This window comes from Streptococcus varani, from assembly GCF_001375655.1.
Lineage (GTDB): Bacteria > Bacillota > Bacilli > Lactobacillales > Streptococcaceae > Streptococcus > Streptococcus varani.
The window spans coordinates 484,422-506,440 of the sequence record NZ_CTEN01000003.1; the positions used below are offsets into that span (position 1 = coordinate 484,422).

Below are 22,019 nucleotides of genomic sequence, written 5' to 3' on the forward strand. Positions count from 1 at the left end.
TATAGAAAAAATCTATCCTCTATGAGTAAAATTCTCTTTAAATTCCGTAAAAGTTAAACCAGTATACTTTCGAAAGACCTTCCCAAAATAGTTATAGTCAGAAAACCCAACAGCCTCTGCCACCTCATAGACTCTCAAATCTTCATGGCTAGTTAGGAGTTGAATCGACCGCTTAATCCGGTAACGATTAAGGTAATCTTTTAAAGTAATCCCCAACTCCTCCTTGATTTTTTTGTAGAGATAACTCTCACTATAGCCAAAATTCTTGGCAATTTCTTCTGTCGAAATCATCTTGTTATAGTTCTGATGGACATATTCCACCAAAAGAGCTGACCAATTTTCCTGGTGAATAGTAGGTAATTCAATACTAGGAAAAGCTTCAGCTTCTCTCTCCTGTGTTCGCAAACGACGTTCTTCTTTCAGATCAAGACAAATTTGCCACAAGGAATCCCGTAACTCTTCGACATCTAAAGGCTTTTCTAAAAAATTGAAAACTCCATATTTCATGGCTTTTTTGGCATGGTGAAAATCACTATAGGATGATAAAATCACCTTTTCATAGGAAATATCCTTAGTTTCTTCAAACATATCAAAGGCCGTTTTTTTAGGCATCATGATATCTGTCAAAACAATATCTGGTTCCAGATTTCGAATCAGTTCTGCACCTTCCTCACCATCTCTCGCAGTGGCTATCACAGAGATACCTAGCTGACTATACTGCACAGCACTGGTCAACCATTCTCTAATCAGCGACTCATCCTCCACAATTATCATTCGTAACATGCCTGTCTCCTTTCAAACCTTAACTCTACTCCGTGCATCTCACCGTCCTGACAAAGCCGAATCTTGCTACTTGGATACATCATAGACAAGCGACTATAGGAATTGACCAGACCATGCTCTGTGCGACCTTCCTTCACATAATCCGCAAAGCGTTCCTGGAACTCTGCGCTAAATCCAGGTCCATTATCCATTACCAAAAACGAAATCATCTGCTCATCACAGCTCACATCCACCCTCACCTTTAGATCATGGCGAATCTCCATTCCATACTTGAGAGAATTTTCTATCAAGGGGAGTAAGAAGAGTTTTGGGACCAATAACTGATCTAGTTCTTGAGGAAATTGAATCTGGAAATCTAACAAATCGAAACGAATCTGATTAACTGTCAAGTAATCATCAATAATGTCCATATCCCGCTCCAACTGAACATTTTCTCGCTCAGAAGCAATGCTGTAACGCAATACACGATTAAGGGATAAAATCATTTGCTCTGCCTTTTGAGGATTAATGTGCATCAAGATTTTGATGGATTCCAAGGAATTATAGAGAAAATGCGGATGGAATTGAGCCTCCAATAGTTTCCGTTGAAAAGTCACCTTTTCCTTTTCTGATTTTAAAGTTTGGAAAAATAAGCGCTGCAGTGTGTCAATCATGCCATTAATTTTCTTAGCCAAATAGCCAAACTCATCATCAGTATTGACCCCCAAATCAGACTTGTATCCACTCATAATCATCTCTAAATCAGAGACTAGTACATCAATGCTATCACTACTGTGAATGGCAATTCTCCTAGATAATTGACCCGACAAACTGATTAAAATAAACATAATAAAGATGACAAATAAGCAAGTCACGACCATTAGATAAGAAATAGGAACGACCGAAATATAGGAATAGAGGTTTAATTGATTTCCCAATTGATACTGATTGTTCAAATACAGTTTCCCATCCCTCAAGGAAAGAAGATCCGAAAATAGCTGCTCATCAACCTTCTTCAACTCCTGATTAACATATTTTACACTATTGGAGCTGAAAAGATTCTCATAGCTATCTGCAATGATGTATTGGGTCGAATCTGCTTGCACACTAGCTTCAAAGTCACTTCCATCTATATAGAGCACCAAATAACCCATCGTCTTCTGATGATTTACTAAAGGCTTTATCTTTAACAGGTAACGATTGCCTTGATAATCTTTGGTTATCCGATACTCTGCCTGACCAGTAATGTTTTTCATAGCAATCTTCACATAAGAATCATCACTCAAGCCATCACGGTTGGGCAACCTAGTTGATAGCAATAATGTACCATCTGGCTGATAAATCGACAAGGCAGAACGAAAAGGCAGACTCCCCGTTTCCTGATAGACCTGCCGAAACATTTCACGCTCTTCTAAAGTCCCATCTAAAAACTCAAGAGCTCCGTGCTCTTGCAGATTTTCAAAAATGTGATCCGTCTCCAGATCAATCTTATCAAAGTAAGCAATGATAGTATTGCGTCCTTCTGTCAACTGACGAAACTGTACCAACAAGAGAAAGAAAATCAAGACCACAAAATAACTCAAACCAATAAAAATAGCCGTCTTTTGGAAACCTCTCAACATTTCCTTACGAAGCTTAACCTTAAAAGGAACAATTCCCTCTTTTTCATTCATAGATATACCAACCATTTCAATACAATCATTTTATATACAAACACATCGAGCAATAAAACTATTATAGCATGTTTGAATGTAAGCAAGTGCAAAGCAATGAATAAACTCTTGTTACGCCGATTGAAACTTTCAACTTCATCTAAATTCTGGTATCATATTCTTAAGTAAATGGAGAAAAAAATGTCAAAAAAAGTTATCAATGTTGTTGCTGCTGCTATTGAAAAGGACGGGCTCATCTTCTGTGCTCAACGTCCTGAAGGAAAAAGTTTGGGAGGGTTTTGGGAATTCCCAGGTGGAAAACTAGAAGTGGGTGAAACACCTGAAGAAGCCCTGGTCAGAGAAATTCAGGAAGAATTCAATTCTAAGATTGAGGTCTTATCCTATGTCAATGAGGCCTCTTATGAGTATGAGTTTGGAATTGTAACCATGAAGACCTATCTTTCAAGATTGATCGAAGGTGATTTAGTGTTACTGGAACATCAAGATTCCAAATGGTTGCCAGTTGAGAGACTAATGGAGCTAAACTGGGCACCCGTTGATATCCCTGCAGTTGAATGTTTGCAAAAGAAATAGAGATTCGCGCGAATCTCTATTTTTCTTATCTATCCGTCAGATACTTGAACAAATTTGCCTAGACTGGGGATTCGAGTTACTAATAATATCCCCATGTATATGATGCAAAAAGTTTGTTTTGCGTTTTTTTACTTTGAAAAAATTACAAAATTAGAAATTTTTTTAAAACACTAACAGTATTCTTGTTCTACTAAAGAAACGAAGTATTCTAAACATTCATAAGTTTTTTCTTTGAAACCAATAATTTGAGAAATAGAAAAACCTCGGCCATTCTCTTCAAATGACACATTACCATGTGCTAAACGGTTACGTTGGGTCTTAATGGTAAGTAAAGCCCCACCATAATCTCCAAAAATATTATCATCGTATGATACACCATGTATTTTTAAAATATTTTTAATTTCTTGAACATCAGCATTACCGGACAAATGGAACGATTCTTTTTCGATTTCAATTTTATACTCTGAGTTCAATGTGTTTTGAATCATTTTAAAAACCTCATGTTTCATTTCATTGCTTTTCACTTTTTCAAGGTAATTCTTTACCCACAATCTTTGTATTGATTCAATAGTTTCTGAAAATTTAAGTCTTTACTTATTTAATATAGTATAATAAGCAAACATTGTTGTGCGTACGGTCGCTTCAACAAGATTATATAACATTAAAATTGCATTTGATTTCAACGTTTTTATTATTGATTCAATCTCATCTCTATCTCTAAATTCTAATTTATAATCGCTCTGTTCAAGAGAGTCTTCGTCTTCATTTGCTTTTACTATTTTAAAGATACCGTCAAGTGCAGATGGCAACCCAATTAAAGCATTCTCGTATCTCTCTATCAAAAGTATAAAACGATCAATTTCATTTTTCAACCTATCATACTCAAGACTCATCTAAGACTCCGTTCAATAAATAATCCTTTACACCGTATATCCTTTTTTCTACTTTTATCCTATTGTTTGCAGCATCAGAAGTTGTCCATTCTCGAAATTGATCACTATCTAGCAATCTAACGATTTGCTCTTTGGAAACAGTTAATTCAGGATTCACCCTTAATGCAAGATTCACTCCAACTGAAATGGCTTCAAATCTAACACGTGGTGTTTGATTGCGATCCTCTTTTTGAAAGCCTCTTTCAAAATTTTTAGCAACAAATTCCATTGTTTTATTAAATTCAGCTCTAAATAATAGCTCTTTATCGGGTGTCCAGTCTGTAGCAGATCCACTAACAAAGTCGTCAACGAAATTCATAACTTGGCCATTGTAACTATCTAAATTATTACTATAGGCAAAAAATCTTGAAACTAATTCAATATCTTCTTTTCCCGCGTTGTAAAATGAAGTGCAACAAAAAAGACATGTTCGTCTGATATACTAGAATTCCCCAACTCAGTATAGAAAGCAGATGAACATGTCCAACACTCATTCTACCAAAAAATCAACCTATTCTCATCTCTCAGCCTCGGAACGTGGCGAAATGGCTGCTTATCTTAAAATGGGAAAGAAACCGGCTGAAATCGCTCGTCTTCTAGGTCGTCACCGGTCGACAATCAGTCGAGAAATCAAACGTGGTTCGGTGGATCAGGTACAGGATAAGAATGGGAAACGTACCTATTTCAGTGCCTATTTCGCTGATAGCGGACAGCGTGTCTATGAATCCAATCGTCAAAAGTGCTCTTATCTCAAGTTGAATGACTGCTCCGCTAAATTCATTGAGCAATTAGGATATGCCTTGAAAGCTAAAATTCGTCTTCATAGCGTAGATAGTTTCGTTCAGACTTATAAAGCAAATCATCCTGAGGAGGTTGTTCCCTCTACCAAAACCATTTATCGCTATATCAAAGAGGGGCTGTTAGTTATAAAACCAATCGATTTACCTAAGATGGTCAGTATCAGGAAACGTTCTAAGCCAGTCATTAAGACGAATAAGAAAACTTTAGGTCAGTCTATCGAAGAACGTCCTGAGTGTATCAATGACCGTTCTGAATTTGGTCATTGGGAGATTGACTTGGTTCTTGGAAAGAAAACCAAAGGTGAAGCTGTTGTTTTGACTTTGGTAGAGCGCCAGACACGCTATGCACTAGGAGTTAAGCTAGAAGACAAACAGTCCCATACCATTAATTGTGCTGTCAAACAACTTACAAGTCAGTATCCTATTGCATCCATTACAGCTGATAATGGTTCTGAATTTAGTTTACTCTCAGACTTGGAAGCTGTTGATGTTTACTTTGCACATCCATATTCTTCACATGAGAGAGGTACAAATGAGAACTTCAATGGTCTCCTCAGAGAATATATCCCTAAAGGAAACTCTTTTAATTCACTAACCTCTGAAGAACTTGACAACTATATCACAGCCATCAATGAGCGCCCGAGACGACTTCTTCAATACCAATCTTCAAAATTCCTATTTGGGATAGCCCAAATAGCTTAACCTCTGGATCTCTAGTTATCAATCAACTTGTTGCACTTGACTTGACAACATGCGAATATCTTCTTTTCTATTAATTCTGTTCTGAGAAAGATTCGTATTCCTTCTGAACAATTCATCTTAAAATGGGAAAGAAACCGGCTGAAATCGCTCGTCTTCTAGGTCGTCACCGGTCGACAATCAGTCGAGAAATCAAACGTGGTTCGGTGGATCAGGTACAGGATAAGAATGGGAAACGTACCTATTTCAGTGCCTATTTCGCTGATAGCGGACAGCGTGTCTATGAATCCAATCGTCAAAAGTGCTCTTATCTCAAGTTGAATGACTGCTCCGCTAAATTCATTGAGCAATTAGGATATGCCTTGAAAGCTAAAATTCGTCTTCATAGCGTAGATAGTTTCGTTCAGACTTATAAAGCAAATCATCCTGAGGAGGTTGTTCCCTCTACCAAAACCATTTATCGCTATATCAAAGAGGGGCTGTTAGTTATAAAACCAATCGATTTACCTAAGATGGTCAGTATCAGGAAACGTTCTAAGCCAGTCATTAAGACGAATAAGAAAACTTTAGGTCAGTCTATCGAAGAACGTCCTGAGTGTATCAATGACCGTTCTGAATTTGGTCATTGGGAGATTGACTTGGTTCTTGGAAAGAAAACCAAAGGTGAAGCTGTTGTTTTGACTTTAGTAGAGCGCCAGACACGCTATGCACTAGGAGTTAAGCTAGAAGACAAACAGTCCCATACCATTAATTGTGCTGTCAAACAACTTACAAGTCAGTATCCTATTGCATCCATTACAGCTGATAATGGTTCTGAATTTAGTTTACTCTCAGACTTGGAAGCTGTTGATGTTTACTTTGCACATCCATATTCTTCACATGAGAGAGGTACAAATGAGAACTTCAATGGTCTCCTCAGAGAATATATCCCTAAAGGAAACTCTTTTAATTCACTAACCTCTGAAGAACTTGACAACTATATCACAGCCATCAATGAGCGCCCGAGACGACTTCTTCAATACCAATCTTCAAAATTCCTATTTGGGATAGCCCAAATAGCTTAACCTCTGGATCTCTAGTTATCAATCAACTTGTTGCACTTGACTTGACAACATGCGAAATGAGCGCCCGAGACGACTTCTTCAATACCAATCTTCAAAATTCCTATTTGGGATAGCCCAAATAGCTTAACCTCTGGATCTCTAGTTATCAATCAACTTGTTGCACTTGACTTGACAACATGCGAATATCTTCTTTTCTATTAATTCTGTTCTGAGAAAGATTCGTATTCCTTCTGAACAATTCATCTTCTGCCAATTCTTTTATTAAATTCATTAACAGGTTATCAATTTCCCTACCAGCTCTAACTTCACTTGTATTTGCTTTTAGTGAGCTTGTATTTAACCTATCAAATAACTCTTTTCGAACATCTGCAGGAGTGTTATGTTTTAGTACAATTACCCTTAAAGCCCTTGCTTTGAGTCTCCTAATTTCATTATTTGGCATCTCATCACATATACACCCATTGAGTTCTGTAAGTTTCTTCAAACCTACTAGCTTTAAATCCCCAGCAAAAAAAGCAGAAAGAGTAGATATCCTTTGTAATCCATCAACAATCTCCATACTACCATCATCAGTGTCACCTAAAAATATCAATGGAATGGGATAATCTAAAAGCAGGGATTCTATAAACCTTGATTTCTGGTTTAAAGTCCACAATAGTTCTTTCCTCTGATATTCTGGTGCATAAATGTCATTCTCATTATCATATAAATTTACTATAAAACTGATAGGATAATCTCTTGTATCGTAATTGAGTTCATATTGTAATTGATTAATCTGCTCCTGAATTTTTTGCTTTTTTTCTTCGTCCTCAAATAATTTTAGTTGGCTAATCATATTTTTTCTCCAAATGTTTTATTATACTTTTTCCGATAACTTCTCCTAATTTAGGTGGTACAGCATTTCCAATTTGTATTGCAATTTTTTGACTAGAAATCTTTTCTGAATCTTTTCCGAATCTATAGTTTCTGGGGAAACTTTGTAAGATAGCTCCTTCTCTTAAGCTCAACGCTCTAGTTTGTTCTGGATGCCCAAATCTACCATTTCCATATCCAGGAAATTGTGTAGTAATCGTAGAAGATGGCTTATCCCACTCTAGTCTACCATATACGGAACCAAAAGATTTACCACTTTTCTTTTTATAACAATTTGGTAATAGTTTCTCATCCCAATCTCTCCAGGTCCCACCAGGTTTCGAAGACTTTATTCTTTTTAAATTAATATCAGTTAAATTTCTTGCAGAATGAAGAGGATCTTTTACATCTTGCTGCCCTGCTTCAAGTTTTGGTAAATCTCCAATTGCTTGCCTAACTGTTGGATATTCTTCCTCAGGAAGTTCAGGTTCAAATTCTATTTCTCCTAACTTTGAACCCAGCAATAAGAGACGCTTTCTGCTCTGCGGAATACCATAAGCTGGTGCATATGCAATTTTCCAAGTCACATAATATCCCTCATTTTTAAGTAATTTAACGAATCTACTAAAGATCTCTTCCTTCTCCAATTGTGGTACATTTTCCATAGAAACAATTTGGGGCTTTGTTATTTTGATTTGTTCTCCAAAATAATCTAAAAGGTCTAATTTCCCTTCACCAACATTACTGTTCTTATATCTACGAGAATATGAAGAGAAAGGTTGACATGGAGTACAACCTATCAAAATTTTAATATCAGTATCCTCTGGATAGTAAGACTCCAATTCTCCATTAACTAATTCTTTTATATCTTTGTGAACAAACATAGCTTGGTTATTGGTTTCATAGGCAAATCTGCAAGACTCTTCAAAATCAAAGCCTGCAACCACATTTATTCCCGCGTTTTGAATACCATGGGTTAGTCCACCAATGCCACAAAATAAATCTAATGCATTAATTTTCATTACAATACCTCAAACTAATTATACCAAACTTCTGAAAATTCGTCGATGGCAAACTATCAAAAAACGTCTAATAATCACGTACACAAAACCCAACCGTTTAGGCTGGGCTTTTTATGTCTATTAACTTACTTCACTAACTTCTGCATCTCCACAATACGCTCCTGTGTCGCATCAAACTTAGCCTGGTAATCGGCTTGTTTGGCTTGTTCTTTGGCCACGACTTCTGGTTTGGCGTTGGCGACGAAGCGTTCGTTGCCCAATTTCTTGCCGACCATGTCTAGTTCTTTTTGCCATTTGGCCAGTTCTTTGTCAAGGCGGGCCAATTCTTCTTCTACATTGAGCAGGTCTGCAAGTGGCAAGAAGATCTCTGCGCCTGTGATTACGGCTGACATAGCCAATTCTGGGGTAGCGATGGCTGAGCTAATTTCAAGGGTTTCTGGGTTTGTGAAACGTTTGATGTAGTTGACGTTGGCATTGAAGAAGGCTTCAAGTTCAGCGTCACTTGTCTTAACCAAAATAGTGATTGGTTTAGATGGGGCAACGTTCACTTCCGCACGCGCATTACGTACTGAACGAATCAAGTCTTTGAGGCTTTCCACACCAGCGTGAGCTGTGGCATTTTCAAAGGCAGGGTTGACTCTTGGATAGTCCGCGGTTACGATTGAACCTTGCGCGTACTGACCGAAGATTTCTTCCGTCACGAATGGCATGATTGGGTGGAGGAGGCGCAAAATCTTGTCCAGGGTATAGAGAAGAACAGAGCGTGTCATGACTTTTTCCTCTTCATTATCGCTGTACAGCACTTCCTTGGTCAGCTCCACATACCAGTTAGCAAACTCTTCCCAGATGAAGTTGTAAAGGATATGGCCCGCCACACCGAACTCAAACTTATCAAAGTTTTCCGTCACCTTAGCGATGGTCTCGTTGAGGTTGTGGAGGATCCAACTATCCGTCACGTTACCTGCCTGACCAGCAGCCACCTTGTCCACATTGGCCGTCGCTTGCTCTAAGGTCAGCCCCTCATTATTCATGAGGATGTAGCGTGAAATGTTCCAAATCTTGTTAATGAAGTTCCAGCTGGCATCCATCTTTTCATAGGAGAAACGGACATCCTGTCCTGGGGCAGAGCCGTTAGACAAGAACCAGCGCAGAGCGTCTGCACCATATTTCTCAATGACATCCATAGGGTCGATACCGTTCCCCAAGGACTTGGACATCTTGCGTCCGTCCTCAGCACGAATCAAACCGTGCATGAGTACGTTTTTAAATGGCTGACGACCGGTAAATTCAAGGGATTGGAAAATCATGCGAGATACCCAGAAGAAGATGATATCGTAACCTGTTACCAAGGTTGAAGTTGGGAAGTAACGCTGGAAGTCTGCCGCATTTTCATCTGGCCAACCCATGGTTGAGAATGGCCATAGGGCAGATGAGAACCAGGTATCGAGAACATCTTCGTCCTGAATCCAGCCATCGCCTTCTGGTGCTTCTTCGCCGACATACATTTCGCCCGCTTCATTGTACCAAGCTGGGATTTGGTGTCCCCACCAGAGTTGGCGAGAGATTACCCAATCATGAACGTTTTCCATCCATTGGAGGAAGGTATCGTTAAAGCGTGGTGGATAGAACTCCACCTTGTCATCTGTGCCTTGGTTGTCAATGGCAAGCTTAGCCAGTTCATCCATCTTGACGAACCACTGTGTTGACAAACGCGGCTCAACTGGCACACCTGTACGCTCTGAGTGACCGACTGAGTGGACACGGTTTTCAATTTCAACCAGTTGGCCCAATTCTTGCAGCTTGGCAACTGTGGCTTTACGAGCCTCAAATCGGTCCATACCCACAAAATCACCAGCCAGCTCGTTCATGGTACCATCGTCGTTCATGACGTTTACTTGTGGCAAGTTGTGGCGTTGGCCGACTTCAAAGTCATTTGGATCATGGGCTGGCGTAATTTTTACCACACCCGTACCAAACTCAGGGTCCGCATGCTCGTCTGCGACGATAGGGATCAGTTTGTTTACGATTGGCAGGATAACGTTCTTGCCGATCAGGTCCTTGTAGCGTGGGTCCTCAGGGTTGACCGCAACCGCCACGTCACCAAACATGGTTTCTGGACGAGTGGTGGCCACCTGAAGGGCACCAGAACCGTCTTCCAACAGGTAGTTCATGTGGTAGAAGGCACCCTCGACATCCTGGTGAATCACCTCGATATCAGACAGGGCTGTGCGAGCTGCTGGGTCCCAGTTGATGATGAACTCACCGCGGTAGATCCATCCTTTTTTGTAGAGGTCCACGAAGACCTTACGAACCGCTTTTGAGAGCCCTTCGTCAAGAGTGAAACGCTCACGCGAATAATCGACAGAAAGCCCCATCATGCCCCACTGGTCCTTGATAGTAGCCGCATATTCATCTTTCCATTCCCAAACCTTAGTCAAGAAAGATTCACGACCCAAGTCGTAACGAGTGATGCCTTGCTCACGCAAACGCTCCTCAACCTTGGCCTGAGTGGCGATACCAGCATGGTCCATACCTGGCAACCAGAGGGTATCAAAGCCCTGCATGCGTTTTTGGCGGATGATGATATCCTGCAAGGTCGTGTCCCAAGCGTGACCAAGGTGAAGCTTCCCCGTAACGTTTGGCGGTGGAATCACGATGGAATACGGCTCAGCCTCCGCATCTCCTGATGGTTTGAAGACATCCGCTTCAAGCCACTTAGCATAACGCCCAGCCTCAACCTCGGCTGGATTGTATTTTGGTGAAAGTTCTTTTGACATAATATGTCCTTTCTAGTTTTTCTCTAATTCTGTTATTTTTTCGAAAATCAACTCAGCAACTTCTTCGGCAGACAGATGAGTATTGTTGATTTTGTAATAATGCTGAATAAAACTTGGAATTTCATCTGTTGTATATCGGCAGCGCTCACTTGTATCCAAGATTTCTGATTCCGATATGTCTATGTGGCGCTTCAATGGCTTATGTTTCAGTCGATTCTCAGTTTTATTTCTTCGTAATCGCTCTTCCAAACTGGCATCCAACTCAACAAACAAAACTTCTCGCTTGTGTTGATGAAAAAGATTTTGCACGATCTCCAAAAAGCCGACTTGATTTGAATCATTAAAATCAACCAGTGCAGTCGTGATTAAATCACGCCCATATTTTGCGAAGACATCGTAGATATCAAAACAAATTCTAGAGTTCAACTCCACCATATCGGATGTGAAATCTGGAATAAATTTCAAAACAAAATCAATGGTTTCATGATTATGGATCAAAGTTGCTTGTATCAGTTTTTCAAGCTCTTGACCAATTGTCATTTTCCCTGAGGCTTGGGCACCAATGATAATGATATTCATTGCAGCGCCTCCCACTCACTTCTGAGTAGACCATAGCGTAAGTCCCTACAGCGATTGTCTTGAGCATCCCTACGGTCACGGACACTAGCTTCGAGGGTGAAACCACATTTCTCTGCAATGCGACAACTAGCATAATTGTAATCAAAGCAGGCTAGTTCAATCTTATGAAGATGAAGAAGGTCAAAACCAACTTCCAAAAGAGCTTCTACCGCCTCAGTCATAATTCCCTGACCCCAGTAATCTGGATGGAGGAGATAGCCAATTTCCAAAATATCTTCTGCATGGCGATTGTTAAAATCAACGGAACCAATAATGCGATTCTCACCTTTCAAAGTGATGCCATAACCTGAAGGAAGGCTTTGTCGTTCTAAGTTGGCAGGATAGATATCTCTCAGGTAGACTAACTCATCTTCCAAGCTTTTGACGGGTGGAAATCCTGCTGGATAGCTAACTTCTGCCAACTTGGCATAGGCAAATATATCCTCTGCATCAGATAAAAGACGTTGCCGCAAGACCAATCGCTCCGTTTCCAAGTCAGGTAAGATATTGTTCTCAAATGTTCCGAGAATCTTCATATAGCTACCTCCAATCAGTACATCCCTATCTTTATAATAGAACCAAAAATCCCCATCCAGCTTACGCTAGACAGGGACGAATTTCATGACGATTTCCGCGGTACCACCCAAATTCGAGTATCAGCTGATACTCGCATCTTAATTATATTTATTATCTTATCAACATCAGCAACTCTTTTGCAACTTTTGCGGATTTCTCAGCCCCACCGCTTTCTGTGAAAAGTTGTTCTCAAAATACCTCTGAATGTCCTTATTTTATCAGATTTCCTAGACATAAGCAAACTATTTTAGTCTTTAAATGCGATTCCTAGTTCTTTCAATTGTTTTATCGTTGCTGGACCGATTCCTTTGAGGGATAGAAGCTCTTCTTCCGTCCATTTTTTAAAGTCTTTCTTAGCTCTGATGCCTTCTGCATAAAAGGTTTCCAGCCTTGGCATCGCCAATCCTTCCAACTCTGCTGCCAATGCATCAAAATGATCCACACTTTCTTCAACAGCTTCTTTTGCTTGTTCTTTTAAGACTGGTTGCGCCTCGTCAAGCACTTTTTTCTTTTCAGCAACTTTTTTCTCTATGACTGGAGCTGCTTCTTCCACTTTCTCTTCTACTTTTTTTGATTTATGACTCAGTTGTTCTGTCACATTCTGGACTTTCTCAGTCATCGTTTCAACCACATTTTCAGTTGATTCCACCACGTTATCGACAACTTTTTCAGTAGCGTCTACTACGTTACCTATGACTTCTTGCGCCTTATCAACCACCGCACTTGTCAAAGACAAACCAGCCTTGCGCAAATCCAAAACTTGCTTTCTTAATTGCTTCTTACGATTAACCTTCTTTTTTGCCATTCTTATACTCCAATCATTTTAATAATGTTTTTGTCCAAACAAACCATCTGGCAGATCATGGAAACTTTTCCCTGCCTTGTAGTTAGCAAATTTCCCCATCATAAACTGATAGGCATCCAACTTACTCTCATAGCGAATGTAAGCGTCCGCTGCCCGCTCATCCTTGTCCTCTTCAATGACACGACGGCTTTCATTCATAGCCATCTCATTCACCATCATTTGCGTTTTGACCCACTCTTCAAAATCCCTTAAAAATTCCTCTTCGTATGTCACTTTTGTCTCCTTCATCTTAATACCACTTAGTCACTGTTCCACCAAGGACAGAACAAAGTCCGATAAATGTTGCAACAAGTAGACTTTCCTGAAAATGAGCCCAGGGATTGCCTTGGGTCAACCAGAACCACAAACTAGCAAGACCAAAAATAAAAACAGTCACAGCAAGTGCATCTCTAATTTTATTCATCCAAGTCCCTCCTCATTGCAATCTTCTTTTCCTTATTTTACCATAATTCTCTTATTTTTACATTCAAAAAAGAGTTGGTAACACGGCGTACGCATGAAGAAAATGGATGTAACCATTTTCAAGCTACACCCATTTTTTCAATAAATTTTCAACATTTTTCATTTTGACATGGTCAAATCCTCGTTTTCAGCTTGATTATACCATAAATTTTATAATTTATAACTGCTTCCTTATGAAAATACGCTATCTGAAAACATAAATTTCTTCATGCGTTTGGCGTGGAGTTGGCAAAAACCGACTCTTCCTAAGCATCAAAACTCAAACTGATAAGAGAAGTGACTGTCAAATTCTTGGTCTTTTTCAAGTAAAATTGAACCAAAATTCTCAATATTGCAGGCATTTGGGAATCCTTGGCATTCTAATGAGAAGACGGTATGACGCCCTGCCATATCAGTTGGTCCGTGATTGTAAGTATAAATAACCACTGCTGGTTGATTGGACCGCATCAGGAGGCGAACTTTTTCATCTGGACTAATGACTTCAACCGGAATATCCGTATCTTCCAAGACCCACGGATGATCAAAACCATTGACTAATTTGGTCTGTGGATCTTGTCCATCCATACCTTGTCCCAAAGGAGCAAATTGACGGAAGTCAAAGGCTGTGCCATCAACAGGCCAAAACTCACCCAAGGGCATATTATCCTCTCCCAAAGGAAGGAATTGACTAGCCTGGATTTTCATCATATGTTCCGCTACAGTCCTATTGAAATCTCCTGACAGATTGAAATAAACATGATTGGTTGGATTGAAAATAGTATCTTTTTCTGACTTAGCCCAGTAATTTATCTTGAGTTCATTCTTTTCGGTCAACTCATAAGTCGCCTGAACCTGAACAGCTCCTGGAAATCCATTATAGCCATCTGGCAAGACCAGACTGAATACCACTCGATTGTTTTCTTCCTCTACTTCTGATTCCCAATATTGTTCATTAGAAGTATGGTTCCCACTATGCAAGGTCCGTCCTGGCTCATTTTCTGTAAAGTGGACAGTCTCTCCCTTAATAAGGGTTGCTGCACCGGATATTCGCCCTGCAACTGGAGCAACCGTAGATCCAACATACGAATCTTTTTCCATATATTCTCTATCTGACTTAGCCGCTAGACTGACATTACGAAGTTGACCGTCAATGGGCAATAAAATATCAACCAAGCGAGCACCGAAATTGGTCAAACTGACCTGCATGCCTCTACTATTTGTCAAGGTGTAGAGTTGAGCATTTTCACTTCCAAAGGAATCAACTGCTATCTTTGCCATAGAAACTCCATTCCATATTTTTCAAATACCCAAAGACAACCAAAAATAGATGATGCCAAGCAACGCGGACATACCCAGTGGTAGTACGGAGCTATGACAAAACCTACTATAGTCTTTTGAATTAGCTTTAATACAGTGTCACTATCGGCTGGCCGTACTCCAGTACAGCCTGCGCCTCAGTTCCTAGTCCTAAAGCTAATTCATTTGACTATATATGATGTTCAAAGAGTATAAAAAGCCAAAGAAGGCTAGGACCTAGGCCCAGCCATTCTTAGGATACTTAAAGACATTTTTGTTCGTTTTATCAACGATTCAAGTTCGGACCGAGTATAGTTACTTTCCCGTTTCTAGGCTCTGACTGAGTATGGTCACTCTCCAAATTCAAGGTAACCAGCTGAAACAGTCCATTCACTGACTGTTTCAGCCCCCGGAGGTTCCTCGCTTTCCCATTTCTAGGCTCGGGCTGAAAACCTCCCCCGGAGGTTTTCACTCATCTTCATCATCATCGCTTGCAGCAAGCATAGCATTGATGTGTTGGATGTTACTAGCACCAAACTCGACATAATTAACTTCTTCTCCAATCAACTCACCATTCAGGTAACCGATGACCATTGGCATGTTCATGCCGGCATAGAGTTGAATATCTTTGCCTTCTAAAATCAATCGAGAAACAACATTGCAAGGAGTTCCTCCAAGTAAGTCAGCAAAGACTACAAAGTCCTCCAATTCGGCAATTTCTGCCTGAAATTTGGCTAAGAAATCTTCAGGACCTTCCTCAGGTTGCAATGCCACAGTATGGATATGCTCTTGCGGTCCCATGATCATTTCCGTCGATTTTTTCAACTCCTGACAAAAGTTGCCATGGCTGATTAAGATTAATGATTTTCCCATACTAAGCCATACCTAAGAAGAAGTGTCCAACTGCTGACAAAGCAAGGGCAAGACCAATGATAATCATAATGGCTTTTGTAGAGTTCATACCTTTGCGACCCAACAACCAGAAGACAAATCCTGTAAAGATAGCTGGTACCAAACGTGGGAAGATCGTATTCATGATATCTTGAATCTCAATCGCTTTTTCTCCAATTTTAGGAGCCCATGAAATATCAAAGTTGATCATTGTGGCGATAAGCGCACCCATCATGAATACTCCAAGAACAGAAGCTGCATCAATAATGGCTGTCAAAGTATCACGCATAGTGGTGATCAATTTCACACCTTCTTTGTAAGCAAATTCCAACTGTTTCCAACGGAAGATGTCATACAATACAGCCACACCAATCCAAAGGAAAATCCCCCATGGTTGACCTTGTGTTGCCATTGTTGCTGCCACTGTACCCATGATTGCTGGTACAAGAGAACCAAAGATGGTATCTCCAAGAGGAGCAAATGGTCCCATCAAACCAGTCTTAATACCTGTAACCGCATCAGCTGATGCCACACCTTCTTTTTCTTCCAGTGCAAGGTCGAAACCAGCAATGATTGTATGGAAGAACGGTGATGTATTGAAGAATTGAGTGTGTAATTTCATCATTTTTTGCAATTCTGATGTCCCATCTCCGTACATTTTACGAAGTTGAGGCAAAATCATATAAAGATAACCAGATGCCTGCATCCGCTCATAATTCCAACCCAATTGGAAAGTGAACAAGCTGCGCTTATTAATTTGTTTAAAATCTTCTTTTGTTAATTTGTAATTAGAATTCGTCATCTTCAATCTCCCCACTTTCCACATTAGTTGTTGGTGCTGCCACCACTGTTCTACGAGCATTTTGATAGTGAAGCACTGCCAACAAAATACCGATGATAGAAATACCAATCATAGATAAGCCTTTGAAGTTGTTCACAAATGCAAGTTGAGCATCTTCAGGGAGCAATTTGTTTACTTCTGGAAGGATTCCTGAAACTGCTGTACCCAAAGCACCTACATTAGCATAAAGAACAGATAACATAGCTGTTAAGGCAAAACCACCTGCTAAATAGTGAAGATTGCGTTTTACTGGTAGATAGTGAAGCAAAATAGCAAACCCGAGACCTGGAAGCATACGACCAGCGAGAATCAAACCATTAGCCAACCATTGGTATTCTTGAATTCCATCTACCAAGGTTTGTACAAATCCACCACCAAGTGCCAAAGCTAGGAATACTGGAAGTGCACGAGAAAGTCCCCATGGAAGTACACCTAAAAGATAATTGCGTTCAATTCCTTTATAATCAAAGCGTTCAACTGCAGCATCCACACGGTGTGCAAAGTAAGTAGTTGAAAAACGTCCAAGAATATCCGTATAGACAAGCAATGCTGCTACGGGTACCGCAATAGTTGTTACAGCGATTTCTGGTTTAATCCCTTGCGCTACAGAGAAAGCTGTTGCAAGAACCGCACCTGAAGTTGCGTCAATACGAGATGCCCCACCGAAAGTACCAACACCCAGTACCATCAATTGCAAGCTACCACCAATGAGAAGGCCAGTACCAATGTCTCCCATTATGAGACCAGTAATAAAACCTGCGAATACTGGAGAACCAGCTGAAGAAACGATCGTTAACTCATCACAAATTTGATAGAATGAGTACAACGTAAGTAAAAGTATTTGCCACCATTGCATAATAGTGTTCCTCCTATAAATTTTTCTACATTTTTCCCTATATTAACGAACTTTATCCAAGAGTGGCATAAAGTCTTTGGCTGGATCATTTGGTACCATCTGAGCAATCAGTTTAACCCCTTTTGCTTTCAGAGCATCAAAATCCGCGATATCTTTATCAACAACATTGATTGAGCGAGTAACAGAACGAGTTTCTGGGGTTTGAGACATATTGCCTACATTGACTTCTGCCAGTGGAACTCCTGCCTCTACCAAACGAAGGAACCGTTCTGGATAACGAGCCACAATCAAGAGACGTTGTGAATCATATTTTCCTGCCAAGATATTTTCAGCTGCTTTCTGAACTGGTAAGATACTCAATTTAACACCTGGCGGGCAAGCCAATTTCAAACCTTGTTTTTCAATATCATTTTGAGCTACCTCATCATCGATAACCATGATACGTGAAATATTGAGTTTTCCTGTCCATAAGTTTGCTACTTGACCATGGATCAAACGACCATCAATACGTGTAGCGATAATTGCCATAATCTATTCTCCTTTAATCTCTGCTAATTAATTCATATAAGTGTTCCTGAGAAAAAGCCAACTTTTCCATGTACCTGCCTTCTGTTTCGAAGACAACTATTTCATTTTCTCCTTTCTTTAAGTATCCCTTTGGTACATAGAGAGAACGTTGAGGCCCCTTCTTCCAAAAACGACCTAAGTTGTATTGGTTGACAAAAACGACACCCTTTCCAAATCCTGTCATATCTAGATAAGTGTCTGCTAGATCATCTAGCATCAATTGATAACGATAAAAGGCTGGCTGTCCTTGATCCCATCCCTTAGAAAAATCCAAATTCTCAATATGTTCCAAATCTAATGGATACATATCCCAATTTCCAATAAAATGAAGATCCGCCATCGCTCCTCTTCCAAGTCCTTTGGACTGAGTCGGAGCTGTCAATTTATGACCGTAGTTGACACGGCCCATATTTTCGACCAAAATCGAAATTTCGAATACTCTCTCAGGTAATTCCAAGGCGATATCTTCGCCAATATCTTCCTGGTACTGAGTAGCTACCCATTCCCTATCGCGATATACTTGAATCCGGTCCCGGCCATCAATGATCCGAAAACGCTCTGCTTCTTCCTTATCTCTTTCCAACAAAGTCTGATAGAGGATGTAACCTGTACTTTGTCCCAATTCTTCCATATTAAGTGGATAGAAAGAAGATATTTTTTGAGATAAATCTTCTAAGCAGTTGAATAAAGAAACCTTACCAGTCAGAGAGATATCAGCATATTTTTTTGCTTGCTTGATCAGTGGCTCTGCATAGTCCCGCTCAGGATAAGCAGCTTTCATCTTTTCCTGAATCAAGTAGAATTTCTTAGTCGGATTACCCGCTTCATCAAGGATAGCATCGTAGTCATAAGAAGTCACTTGTGGTAAGTCTTGCTGACCCCGCGCTGAACAACCATTCATAAAGCCAAAGTTGGTACCGCCGTGAAACATGTAGAGATTGATAGAACCTAGTTGGATACAGTCCATAACTGCTTGAGCCAACTCTTCAGGATCCCGACGAATGACTTCATCTCCCCAGCGGTTGAACCAACCGTCCCAAAATTCCATACACATGAGCGGCCATTTTTTTCCATACTCAGCGAAGAAATCCTGCATCTGGTCAAAATTCTCTTTGGCTTTGGAACCGAAGTTGCCAGTTACCAAAATGTCATCTTCTATGAGGCTACCTGCCCGCAAGCAAGCTCGCCAAGGACCATCTGACGTAAAGAAGGGAACTGTGAGACCAAGTTTTCGCATCAGATCCGCAACTGCTCGTAAGTAAGCTTTCTCCTGTCCATAAGATCCATATTCATTTTCCACTTGAAACATGAGGATATTGCCACCCTGCGACAACTGTCGCTTAGCCAGTTTTGGCAACAGAAAGGCAAAGTAATCATTAAGATGTCTAAGAAAACTAGGATCACTGGAGCGAACTCTTACTTGCTCTGTCATCAGCCAAGCCGGAAGTCCACCCCACTCCCATTCTGCACAAATGTATGGAGTCGGTCGAACGATCGCGTAGAGTCCTAGATCCTGAGCCAGTTGTAAGAATCTTTCAACATCCAAAATCCCTTGATCCCTGAATGTTCCCTTTTGTGGTTCATGCATGTTCCAAGGTATATAAGTCTCAACCGTATTGAAACCTAGCGCCTTCAAATTGTATAAAGAATGATACCAATCATCTGGGTGCACTCGGAAATAATGAATGGCCCCAGATAAAATTTTAAATTTTTCACCATTTAAATAAAAGTCATCTTTTATCTGAAAATCAGTCATATCATTTCTCCGTGTAACCGTTTTCTTTTCTATATCAGTATATTAACATAGTCTACTGGTTATGTCCAGTGATTTTGCAAAAAAAATTATTTTTTTCTTTTCTTTTTTAAGATTAATTTAGTATAATAACTTTAGAAAAAGAAAACCAATCCCAAGAAATGAAGCCATTAATTACTGATACCAACAGATAGATGGCCATGCTTACAAGTAATCACCGTCATTCTTGCCTCCTAGATATCTGGATTTAAAAATCCTAATCAATCGGACATATGCGCATCTGTAACTTCAAAGTGTTTGGACTTACCACATATTTTGACTGGGCATATGTATGATGGAGATACTCATATACTGTCTCTGAAGTATCTGACAAGTTTATGTTTTTACCTGCCAGCCTTTCGGGAGTGGAGTGAAAAAACCTCTTCCCAGGCTCTTTCACTCCTAACTCCGCAAGCCTATTAGGATAGTTCACGCTTTAAAAAAGCGAAGGAATCTCCACTAGGCTACTGCATATTGGTCATATACCGTACATTATTAAAGAAGTCTGGACTTTTGCCCAGCCTCAAAAGCATCGTATTTGAATTGAGTTTGAGTTACAACTCTCTAACATCTTATGAAAGGAGGCCAACATGAAAGTACCCAAATACCAATTAGTTCAAAACGAACTAAAGCAACAGATTATTTCTGGTAAGTTTGAAAATGGCGACAAGTTCTATACCGAGGCAGAACTAACTAAACTTTACAAAGTCAGTTCTATCACCGTAATTCGTGCTATGAACGAATTAGTTAAAGATGGCTATTTGGTTCGTCAGCAAGGTAAAGGAACCTTTGTTTCCAGATCGCGAAAAGGAAAACTAGTCAACTTCTCCGACATAGAAATTTTTTCAATGGACCACGATCAGGTAACTGTCTTATCCTGTGAGAAAGGTAACGACCAGATTATCCTCGATAAGCTAGAACTAGATAAGAATAGTTTCTACTATAAGATTAATCGTGTTCGCACTGTTGATGGTAGCCATTATATCTACCAACAATCGTATATCCCTGCCCGCTACATCCAACAACCGGATGCACCATTGGAACACTTCCAGTCTATCTATCAACGTTTCAAACTGGATTTCAATATTCACATGTCAGAGGAATCCTTCCTAGAAACCAATCAAATCAGTTTTCCAACACCAAAAGAAGTCGCAGAGATACTCCAGATTTCTCCTGAGGAGCCCACTGTTCTTCAAGTTAAGAGAACCAGTAAAAATGGTACGAATGAAATTTTAGAGTATGTTGAAAGTTACAAACACTGGAAATACTACAAATTTGAAATTTCTGTCAATAAACAATAAAGAGAGCTCAAATGAACTCTCTTTATTGTTTATGAATCATTTCGCTGGTGAGTAATCTTATAGCGGAACTGGTCTGCTCTAGCAATCGAAAAAGTATATTCGATCATAATATTCTTTGTATTGTAGGTTTTTCGCAATAAATGAAGAACAGGATCTCCACTCCTGATATCAAGCAGTTTCGCCTCATTATCTAAAGCAATGCTGGCATAAAACTCCTCATCAGCCAGACGCACCGTCTGAGAAAAATAATCCTGAAAAAGTTCATAAAGAGACCGATGAGTCAGCATATCTTGGGATAATTCCTTAAACAAATCATGAGGCAAGTACGTCCGCTCAATCATCATAGGAATATCGTTAGCAGACCGCAAACGCTCCAATTCAAAAATTAATTCCCCAGCTGACAACTGCATTTCCTGTGCAATCGATTCTGGAGCCTCAATAACACTAAAGGAAAGAATGCTAGTCTGTGGTACCTTCCCCAGTTTTTTCATTTGCTCTGTGAAACTATAAGCAGTTGACAAATCCACCGCAGCATCCCCAATTTCGGAAACAAAGGTTCCCTTACCATGTTTTTTGTAGACCAAACCACGGTTTTCCAACTCTTGCAAAGCCAAACGAACCGTAATTCGACTAACACCATATATTTGAGTCAACTCTCGTTCAGAAGACAACTTATCATTTGCTAGCATGGACTCACGAATTTCCTCTTCAAGAGTGTCTACTAACTGCAGATACAAAGGCTTTTCACTCGCTAAATCTAACATCTACTCTTCACCATCCGTTTCCTGAAGTTATTATATTATTTTCGAGGAGTGAAAGCA

At 39.9% G+C, this 22,019-nt stretch carries 21 protein-coding genes and 2 pseudogenes; 4 read left to right on the top strand and 19 right to left on the bottom strand.

What is annotated here, in order from left to right:
* Positions 1 to 12: 12 nt before the first annotated feature.
* Both BN1356_RS08430 and BN1356_RS08435 read right to left on the bottom strand, forming a co-directional pair.
* Entirely contained in the window at positions 13 to 783 is a 771-nt protein-coding gene (locus BN1356_RS08430; protein WP_093650950.1) for a response regulator transcription factor, read from the bottom strand.
* Positions 771 to 2,435: a sensor histidine kinase gene (locus BN1356_RS08435; RefSeq protein ID WP_093650996.1), complete on the bottom strand. Its 1,665-nt coding sequence runs from the start codon at positions 2,433 to 2,435 to the stop codon at positions 771 to 773. Before BN1356_RS08435 ends, BN1356_RS08430 begins: the two co-directional genes overlap by 13 nt.
* Positions 2,436 to 2,615: 180 nt before the next feature.
* On the opposite strand from BN1356_RS08435, the gene BN1356_RS08440 reads away from it, so the two are divergent.
* Entirely contained in the window at positions 2,616 to 3,008 is a 393-nt protein-coding gene (locus tag BN1356_RS08440; protein ID WP_093650951.1) for a (deoxy)nucleoside triphosphate pyrophosphohydrolase, read from the top strand.
* Between the two features lie 170 nt (positions 3,009 to 3,178).
* On the opposite strand, the pseudogene BN1356_RS13120 reads toward BN1356_RS08440, so the two are convergent.
* Both BN1356_RS13120 and BN1356_RS08450 read right to left on the bottom strand, forming a co-directional pair.
* A pseudogene (locus BN1356_RS13120) lies at positions 3,179 to 3,901 on the bottom strand (MAE_28990/MAE_18760 family HEPN-like nuclease).
* Positions 3,891 to 4,259, bottom strand: coding sequence for a hypothetical protein (locus BN1356_RS08450; RefSeq protein WP_093650952.1), 369 nt, complete (start codon positions 4,257 to 4,259; stop codon positions 3,891 to 3,893). The pseudogene BN1356_RS13120 and the gene BN1356_RS08450 overlap by 11 nt, the downstream one beginning before the upstream one ends.
* Positions 4,260 to 4,419: 160 nt before the next feature.
* Here BN1356_RS08450 and BN1356_RS08455 point away from each other — a divergent pair, with 160 nt between their 5' ends.
* Together BN1356_RS08455 and BN1356_RS08460 are read left to right on the top strand one after the other, a co-directional pair.
* The gene (locus BN1356_RS08455) at positions 4,420 to 5,442 is read left to right on the top strand and encodes an IS30 family transposase (RefSeq protein ID WP_141651815.1); all 1,023 of its coding nucleotides are present in this window, start codon (positions 4,420 to 4,422) and stop codon (positions 5,440 to 5,442) included.
* 113 nt (positions 5,443 to 5,555) lie between these two features.
* A pseudogene (locus BN1356_RS08460) lies at positions 5,556 to 6,503 on the top strand (IS30 family transposase); the annotation flags it as partial.
* Positions 6,504 to 6,648: 145 nt separating this feature from the next.
* Here the strand turns inward: BN1356_RS08460 and BN1356_RS08465 are convergent.
* From BN1356_RS08465 to BN1356_RS08535, 14 genes are all read right to left on the bottom strand, one after another.
* Positions 6,649 to 7,338, bottom strand: a complete 690-nt coding sequence (locus BN1356_RS08465) for a DUF262 domain-containing protein (RefSeq protein WP_093650953.1) — start codon at positions 7,336 to 7,338, stop codon at positions 6,649 to 6,651.
* Positions 7,331 to 8,377, bottom strand: a complete 1,047-nt coding sequence (locus BN1356_RS08470) for a DNA cytosine methyltransferase (protein WP_093650954.1) — start codon at positions 8,375 to 8,377, stop codon at positions 7,331 to 7,333. The genes BN1356_RS08465 and BN1356_RS08470 overlap by 8 nt, the downstream gene beginning before the upstream one ends.
* 125 nt (positions 8,378 to 8,502) lie before the next feature.
* Positions 8,503 to 11,154, bottom strand: coding sequence for a valine--tRNA ligase (locus tag BN1356_RS08475; protein WP_093650955.1), 2,652 nt, complete (start codon positions 11,152 to 11,154; stop codon positions 8,503 to 8,505).
* Between the two features lie 12 nt (positions 11,155 to 11,166).
* A complete protein-coding gene (locus BN1356_RS08480) occupies positions 11,167 to 11,733 on the bottom strand; it encodes a DEAD/DEAH box helicase family protein (RefSeq protein ID WP_093650956.1) in 567 nt (188 codons plus the stop codon).
* Complete coding sequence (locus BN1356_RS08485; RefSeq protein WP_093650957.1) at positions 11,730 to 12,308, bottom strand: GNAT family N-acetyltransferase; 579 nt, start codon at positions 12,306 to 12,308, stop codon at positions 11,730 to 11,732. Before BN1356_RS08485 ends, BN1356_RS08480 begins: the two co-directional genes overlap by 4 nt.
* A 287-nt stretch (positions 12,309 to 12,595) precedes the next feature.
* On the bottom strand, positions 12,596 to 12,967 hold the full coding sequence (locus BN1356_RS12480; RefSeq protein ID WP_425423530.1) for a helix-hairpin-helix domain-containing protein: 372 nt from the start codon (positions 12,965 to 12,967) through the stop codon (positions 12,596 to 12,598).
* 204 nt (positions 12,968 to 13,171) lie between these two features.
* Entirely contained in the window at positions 13,172 to 13,426 is a 255-nt protein-coding gene (locus tag BN1356_RS08500) for a DUF1912 family protein (protein WP_093650997.1), read from the bottom strand.
* Between the two features lie 16 nt (positions 13,427 to 13,442).
* Entirely contained in the window at positions 13,443 to 13,616 is a 174-nt protein-coding gene (locus BN1356_RS12640) for a hypothetical protein (RefSeq protein WP_176694259.1), read from the bottom strand.
* A 311-nt stretch (positions 13,617 to 13,927) separates the two neighbouring features.
* Complete coding sequence (locus tag BN1356_RS08505) at positions 13,928 to 14,932, bottom strand: aldose epimerase family protein (protein WP_093650958.1); 1,005 nt, start codon at positions 14,930 to 14,932, stop codon at positions 13,928 to 13,930.
* 486 nt (positions 14,933 to 15,418) lie between these two features.
* Positions 15,419 to 15,823 carry a PTS sugar transporter subunit IIA gene (locus tag BN1356_RS08515; protein WP_093650960.1) on the bottom strand — a complete coding sequence of 135 codons (405 nt, stop codon included), beginning with the start codon at positions 15,821 to 15,823 and terminating at the stop codon, positions 15,419 to 15,421.
* 1 nt (position 15,824) lies between these two features.
* On the bottom strand, positions 15,825 to 16,643 hold the full coding sequence (locus tag BN1356_RS08520) for a PTS system mannose/fructose/sorbose family transporter subunit IID (protein WP_093650961.1): 819 nt from the start codon (positions 16,641 to 16,643) through the stop codon (positions 15,825 to 15,827).
* The gene (locus BN1356_RS08525; RefSeq protein ID WP_093650962.1) at positions 16,630 to 17,541 is read right to left on the bottom strand and encodes a PTS mannose/fructose/sorbose/N-acetylgalactosamine transporter subunit IIC; all 912 of its coding nucleotides are present in this window, start codon (positions 17,539 to 17,541) and stop codon (positions 16,630 to 16,632) included. The genes BN1356_RS08520 and BN1356_RS08525 overlap by 14 nt, the downstream gene beginning before the upstream one ends.
* 39 nt (positions 17,542 to 17,580) lie before the next feature.
* Entirely contained in the window at positions 17,581 to 18,066 is a 486-nt protein-coding gene (locus tag BN1356_RS08530; RefSeq protein WP_093650963.1) for a PTS sugar transporter subunit IIB, read from the bottom strand.
* A 13-nt stretch (positions 18,067 to 18,079) separates the two neighbouring features.
* Entirely contained in the window at positions 18,080 to 19,861 is a 1,782-nt protein-coding gene (locus BN1356_RS08535; RefSeq protein WP_093650964.1) for a glycoside hydrolase family 35 protein, read from the bottom strand.
* Between the two features lie 626 nt (positions 19,862 to 20,487).
* Here BN1356_RS08535 and BN1356_RS08540 point away from each other — a divergent pair.
* Positions 20,488 to 21,198, top strand: coding sequence for a GntR family transcriptional regulator (locus BN1356_RS08540; protein WP_093650965.1), 711 nt, complete (start codon positions 20,488 to 20,490; stop codon positions 21,196 to 21,198).
* Between the two features lie 29 nt (positions 21,199 to 21,227).
* Here BN1356_RS08540 and BN1356_RS08545 read toward each other — a convergent pair whose 3' ends face one another.
* Positions 21,228 to 21,962: a GntR family transcriptional regulator gene (locus BN1356_RS08545; RefSeq protein WP_093650966.1), complete on the bottom strand. Its 735-nt coding sequence runs from the start codon at positions 21,960 to 21,962 to the stop codon at positions 21,228 to 21,230.
* Positions 21,963 to 22,019 lie beyond the last annotated feature (57 nt).